Source organism: Methylibium sp., assembly GCF_013817365.1.
Taxonomy (GTDB): domain Bacteria; phylum Pseudomonadota; class Gammaproteobacteria; order Burkholderiales; family Burkholderiaceae_C; genus Methylibium.
Map to the genome: position 1 here is coordinate 1 of NZ_JACDCU010000318.1, position 4,948 is coordinate 4,948.

Consider the following 4,948-nt stretch of genomic DNA (forward strand, 5'->3'; position numbering starts at 1 on the left):
AGCGTGCCGTCCTTGTCGGGATTGGCCTCCTTGAAGGCTTCGTCCGTGATGCCGAACTTCTTGGCTTCCTTCATGTCCACGGTGCCGTCCTTGTCGGGGTTGGCGACCAGGAAGGCGGAATCGACTTGGGCGTCGGTCAGTTGAACGTCGGCGGCCAGGGCCGGCGCGGCGCAAGCGGCGGACAGCGCGAAAAGGGCGAGCGTCTTGTTCATGGGATCTCCTTGGTAACAAGTGCGCTGTTTTGGCAAGTACTGTGCCCATGTTGCCTTGCTCCACGCACCAGGCGCCCAAGGGGATGCAAGTCGGGAAGATTTCCCGAGCGCGACGCGCAGAGCGAATCATTCGACGATCACCAAGCAACACCTGGCACCGTCACTCGCGCATCAACGACAAGGCCGGCTCAACCCGCCCGATCGCCTCGAAATCGCGGTCGTCGTGCAGCAAGGCGAGCTGGTTCTCGATCGCCAGTTGTGCAATCAGGCAGTCGTGGGGACTGCGTGGGGTGACGCCTTGCCAGCGGCAGCGCGCGTACAAAGCGCCGGCATCGGCGTGCGTCGCGGCGTCCTGCCGGGGCACGAGCATCGGCAACGCCATGAAGTGATCGCGCAGCGTCTGCAGACTTTCGGGGCTGGAGGCGCCTTGCACGATCTCCTGCACGATGACCGGCGCCACAGCGGCAAGCCCATGGGCGAGCAATTGGCGCAGACGGGCCACCGCGGCGGTATCGCGCTGGCGCAGCAGATCGATCCAGACCGTGGTGTCGACAAGCACCATCAGCGCTTGTTCATGCGCGCGCGCACGGCGCGCACGTCGTAATCGCGTGCGATCAGGGACTTGCCCGCCAGCGCGAGGATGTCCTGCTGGCGGCGGCGCGACACGAACTCGCGCAAGGCCGCATCGACCGTCTCCCGCTTGGAACGCAGCCCGGCCAAGCGTTGGGCTTCCGCGATGAGTGCTTCGTCGAGGTCGATGTTTGTGCGCATGTGATACACCTTTGGATGTGTATCCTAGCCACACCAGCGCCGCACATCAAGCGTCGGCGGGGCGCATGTCACGGGCGGCAGGGGTACAACACCGGGGTCATCGAAGAACGCTCCCACCAGCGCGGCGCGCACCGTCACCGTGTCGGTGTCGGAAAGGCTGCCGTCCGGCTGTACGGCCCTCAGCACCGCGTTGTCGAAGCTCACGTCGCGCAACTCGATGTCAACGCCCAGGCTGTTGTCGATGCGCACCGGCCCGAGCGTGACGCCCATGCAGCCCTCGCCGCGGCACTGGTAGGGCTGCGTGATCTCGCCAGTCATGCATGCCGGCGCCGACGTGGTGGTGGTCGACGGCATGCAGGGCGGCACGGCGGCCACGCAGACCTGCTACATCGAGCACGTCGGCATTCCCACGCTCGCGGCGGTGCGCCAGGTGGTCGATGCGCTCGAGGCGGGCGCACGATGGCCCGCAATGCCGAGGCTCATGACGGCGAGGCCCCCGGCTCGAGGACCGCAAGTCGACCGGCCAGCGCCTTGTGCGCGAGATACCGGGCACTGCAATCCCGGCCCACGGCGACCGACCCCGTGACGATGCCCGCCGCATCCGTGAGCAGACCGAAGCTGAGGTCCACGTACAGCTTGCGTCCATCCTTGTGCATCGATCGGGTGGTCCTGACCTCATTGCCCAACCGGGTGCGGCCGTTGCGGATCGCGCGGCCAAAGCCCTCCCAATGGGCCGCCCGAAGGCGCTCCGGAACGATGAAGTCCAGACTCTTGCCGATCGCCTCGTGGGCGGCGAAACCGAACACGCGCTCGGCGCCCTGGTTCCATACCCGCACCACGCCGTCGCGGTCGGTCAGGATCACGGCATCGGGCAACTGCTCGACGAGCGCCTTGAACAGCTTCGGGTCGGCCGGGTCGAGAAGATCGCTCGCGTTCATGCATGTGCTCCTACGGTGCGTCATTGCCAAGGCCCGGCACGGCGAAGCCGCCCTTCACGGACTGCAGCTCCTCGCGGTGAAGGCGGGCAAGCTGCTCGAGGCATTCGTCGCCCGTTTTCGTCAACTGCACCTCCACCCGACGCTGATCGCCTCGACTGGCGTGGCGACTCACCAGCCCCGCCGCCTCGCACCTGGAAATCAAAGCCACGACGCCGTGGTGCTTGGCCTGCAGGCGCTCGGCGAGCTCGGCCACCGTGGCCCACTCGCGGCCGGGAAAGCCCTTGATCTGCAGCATCAACTGGTACTGGAGCGGAGTGACGCCGTTGCGGCGCGTCGCTTCCTCGCTGAACCTGAGAAAGCGGCGCAACTGGTAGCGAAAACCGGCCAGCGTCTCGAAATCGGCCTTCGCCATCTTGCGGGTGGACATGCGAGCGACCCTCCATTGCCAATATATATCACGGCATGATATTTTTGAGCCAACGCTGCGCCTTGCCACTTCATGAAACTCCACATCCTGTCGGACCTGCACCTGAGCTTCGGTGGCCTGGGCCGGCCGCAGACCGAAGCCGATGTGGTCGTGCTGGCCGGAGACATCGCGCGCCCGCCGGAGTCGGTCGCGTGGGCCCTGGGTTTCGACAAGCCGGTGCTCTATGTTCCCGGCAACCACGAGTTCTACGGCGGCAGCATCGAGGGCACCACCGATGAGCTGAGGCGCCTTTGCGCCGCAGGCCGGGTGCACCTGCTCGACAACGACGAGATCGTCCTCGGCGGCGTGCGTTTCCTGGGCAGCACGCTGTGGACCGACTTCATGTTGTTCGGCGATGGCGACGCCAGGGCGGCGGCGATGGACGAGGCGCAACGGTCGTTGCGAGATTTCAGCCGGATCCGCATCGGCAGCGCCGTGGGCACGCCGTTCACTCCCGCCGATTCGGCGGGGCTCTTCAGGCGCAACGCAGACTGGCTCGAGTCCCGGCTGCGCGCGCCGCATGCGGGGCCGACCGTGGTGATCACCCACCACGCGCCGTCCGCGCGGAGCATCCATCCGCGGTTCGCCGGCTCGCCGACCACCGGACCACGAACCATGATCACCACAGCCCTCACCGACATGTTCGAACTGGCGTACCCGATCGGGCTCGGCCCGATGGGCGGCGTGGCGGGCGGGCACCTCGCCGCGGCGGTGTCCAACGCCGGCGGGCTCGGTCTCGTCGGCGGCGGCTACGGCGACGCCTCCTGGCTGCACACCGAGCTGTCGCGGGTGAAGGAGGAGACCCGCAAGCCCTGGGGCGTGGGCCTGATCACCTGGTCGGTGGATGCCGGCATCGTCGAGCTGGTGCTCGGCTACCGGCCGCACGCGGTGATGCATTCTTTCGGTGATCCGGGGCCGCACGCCGCCCTCGTCAAGGCGGCAGGGTCGCGGCTGATCTGCCAGGTGCAGGACGTGGCGGGTGCGCGGCTGGCCGTCAAGGCGGGGGCCGACCTCATCGTGGCACAGGGCACCGAAGCCGGCGGTCATGGCGGCGGGCGCTCGACACTGCCGCTGGTGCCCGCGGTGGTCGATGCGGTGGCCCCCACACCCGTGGTGGCCGCCGGTGGCATTGCCGACGGCCGGGGTCTGGCGGCGGCGCTGATGCTCGGCGCCCATGGCGCGCTGATCGGCACGCGCTTTTATGCCAGCAACGAGGCCCTGGGCCACGACCTGGCGAAGCAGTTCATCGCCGCGGCCCACGGCGACGGCACGGCGCGCACCACCGTGTTCGACACCGTGCGGGAACTGGGATGGCCGGCCTCTTACACCGGGCGCGCGCTGCGCAACCGCTTCATCGAACGCTGGCACGGTCGCGAGCGCGAACTGGTCTCGGCGCTGGACGTCGAGCGTGGCGCCTACCACGCCGCCGCACGACGGCAACCTCGACACGGCCGTGGTCTGGGCCGGCGAAGCGGTCGACCTGATCTCGAGCGTGGAGCCCGCAGGCATGCTCGTTCGGCGCATCGGCACCGAGGCCGAAGAGCGCTTGAAGACGGGCACGGGCCTCGCGCAGACTCACCGCGGATCACCACCGCAACGCGCAGCCGACGCGCCGCGTCCGACGCCTGGCGAACTCAGGTGACGCTGGCCGGCTTGTCCAACAGCAGCACCGAGAAAACCGCGCCCTATCCGCCATCGTTGCGGTCAGAAAGAAGGGCCTGCATTTTTGGCGCAGGCCCCTTTTGTTCGTCGGTTCGATCGCAGGCCGGGACCCGGCGACCTACATCCGCCCCTTCCAGGGCACCACCCTGTGCTCCACCCAGCGCATCAGCAGATCGAACAGGTACGCCACCACGCCGATCACGATGATGCCCATGATGACGATGTCGGTGCGCAGGAAGTTCGATGCGTTGAGCACCATCTGACCGAGGCCCGTGCTGGCGGCCACCATCTCCGCGGCGACCAGCGTGGTCCAGCCGAAGCCGATGGCGATGCGCATGCCGATGAGGATGTCTGGCAGCGCCGAGGGCAGGATCACGTGGCGAATCACCTGCGTGTAAGTGGCCCCCATCGAATAGGCGGCGTTGATCTGCTCCTGCGACGCGCTGCGCATGCCCGAGCGGGCGGCGAGCGCGAGCGGCGCGAAGCAACTCAGGAAGATCAGCAGGATCTTGGGCAGCTCGTCGATGCCGAACCAGATGATGATGAGCGGCAGGTAGGCCAGCGGCGGCAGCGGCCGATAGAACTCCAGCGGCGGGTCGACGATGCCGCGCACCACGCGCGACATGCCCATCGCGATGCCGACCGGGATGGCAGTTGCGCAAGCCAGCGCGAAGGCCGAGAACACGCGGAACATGCTCGCTGCGAAGTGCTCCCACAGTGGCTTGTCGTTGGCCTGACCCGTCAGGTATTCGTAGAACTGCTGGAACACCGCCTGCGGGCTGGGCAGGAACAGCGGCTTGACCCAGCCCATGTTGGTGATCACGAACCACAGCAGCAGCAGCACCAGGATCGACACGACGCTGATGCCGGCGCTCGAGCCCTCGCCCGGTACCTTGAAC

General features: G+C 67.6%; 8 protein-coding genes and 1 pseudogene. 2 read left to right on the plus strand and 7 right to left on the minus strand.

Annotated elements, in window-relative coordinates:
• From H0W38_RS16550 to H0W38_RS16565, 4 genes are all read right to left on the minus strand, one after another.
• Positions 1–212, minus strand: a 212-nt coding sequence (locus H0W38_RS16550; RefSeq protein ID WP_292456082.1) for a hypothetical protein, incomplete at its 3' end; no start/stop codon positions are given.
• Between the two features lie 160 nt (positions 213–372).
• Positions 373–774, minus strand: a complete 402-nt coding sequence (locus H0W38_RS16555) for a PIN domain-containing protein (protein WP_292456085.1) — start codon at positions 772–774, stop codon at positions 373–375.
• Positions 774–983, minus strand: coding sequence for a type II toxin-antitoxin system VapB family antitoxin (locus tag H0W38_RS16560; RefSeq protein WP_292456086.1), 210 nt, complete (start codon positions 981–983; stop codon positions 774–776). The genes H0W38_RS16555 and H0W38_RS16560 overlap by 1 nt, the downstream gene beginning before the upstream one ends.
• A gap of 24 nt (positions 984–1,007) precedes the next feature.
• Positions 1,008–1,358, minus strand: a complete 351-nt coding sequence (locus H0W38_RS16565; RefSeq protein ID WP_292456094.1) for a hypothetical protein — start codon at positions 1,356–1,358, stop codon at positions 1,008–1,010.
• Between H0W38_RS16565 and H0W38_RS16570 the strand changes: the two are divergent.
• Positions 1,300–1,431: pseudogene (locus H0W38_RS16570) on the plus strand (glutamate synthase-related protein); the annotation flags it as partial. The gene H0W38_RS16565 and the pseudogene H0W38_RS16570 overlap by 59 nt on opposite strands.
• Before the next feature lie 31 nt (positions 1,432–1,462).
• Here the strand turns inward: H0W38_RS16570 and H0W38_RS16575 are convergent.
• Positions 1,463–1,921 carry a PAS domain S-box protein gene (locus tag H0W38_RS16575; RefSeq protein ID WP_292456087.1) on the minus strand — a complete coding sequence of 153 codons (459 nt, stop codon included), beginning with the start codon at positions 1,919–1,921 and terminating at the stop codon, positions 1,463–1,465.
• A 10-nt stretch (positions 1,922–1,931) separates the two neighbouring features.
• A complete protein-coding gene (locus H0W38_RS16580; protein WP_292456089.1) occupies positions 1,932–2,348 on the minus strand; it encodes a MarR family winged helix-turn-helix transcriptional regulator in 417 nt (138 codons plus the stop codon).
• Positions 2,349–2,420: 72 nt separating this feature from the next.
• Here H0W38_RS16580 and H0W38_RS16585 point away from each other — a divergent pair, with 72 nt between their 5' ends.
• A complete protein-coding gene (locus H0W38_RS16585) occupies positions 2,421–4,256 on the plus strand; it encodes a nitronate monooxygenase (protein WP_292456090.1) in 1,836 nt (611 codons plus the stop codon).
• Here H0W38_RS16585 and H0W38_RS16590 read toward each other — a convergent pair.
• Positions 4,168–4,948, minus strand: a 781-nt coding sequence (locus H0W38_RS16590) for an ABC transporter permease subunit (RefSeq protein ID WP_292456092.1), incomplete at its 5' end; no start/stop codon positions are given. The two genes, H0W38_RS16585 and H0W38_RS16590, sit on opposite strands and share 89 nt — an antisense overlap.

Excerpts from the sequence above, each read along its gene's own strand:
- H0W38_RS16555 (WP_292456085.1), bottom strand. The coding sequence starts at position 774 with ATGGTGCTTGTCGACACCACGGTCTGGATCGATCTGCTGCGCCAGCGC.
- H0W38_RS16560 (WP_292456086.1), bottom strand. The coding sequence starts at position 983 with ATGCGCACAAACATCGACCTCGACGAAGCACTCATCGCGGAAGCCCAA.
- H0W38_RS16575 (WP_292456087.1), bottom strand. The coding sequence starts at position 1,921 with ATGAACGCGAGCGATCTTCTCGACCCGGCCGACCCGAAGCTGTTCAAG.
- H0W38_RS16580 (WP_292456089.1), bottom strand. The coding sequence starts at position 2,348 with ATGTCCACCCGCAAGATGGCGAAGGCCGATTTCGAGACGCTGGCCGGT.
- H0W38_RS16585 (WP_292456090.1), top strand. The coding sequence starts at position 2,421 with ATGAAACTCCACATCCTGTCGGACCTGCACCTGAGCTTCGGTGGCCTG.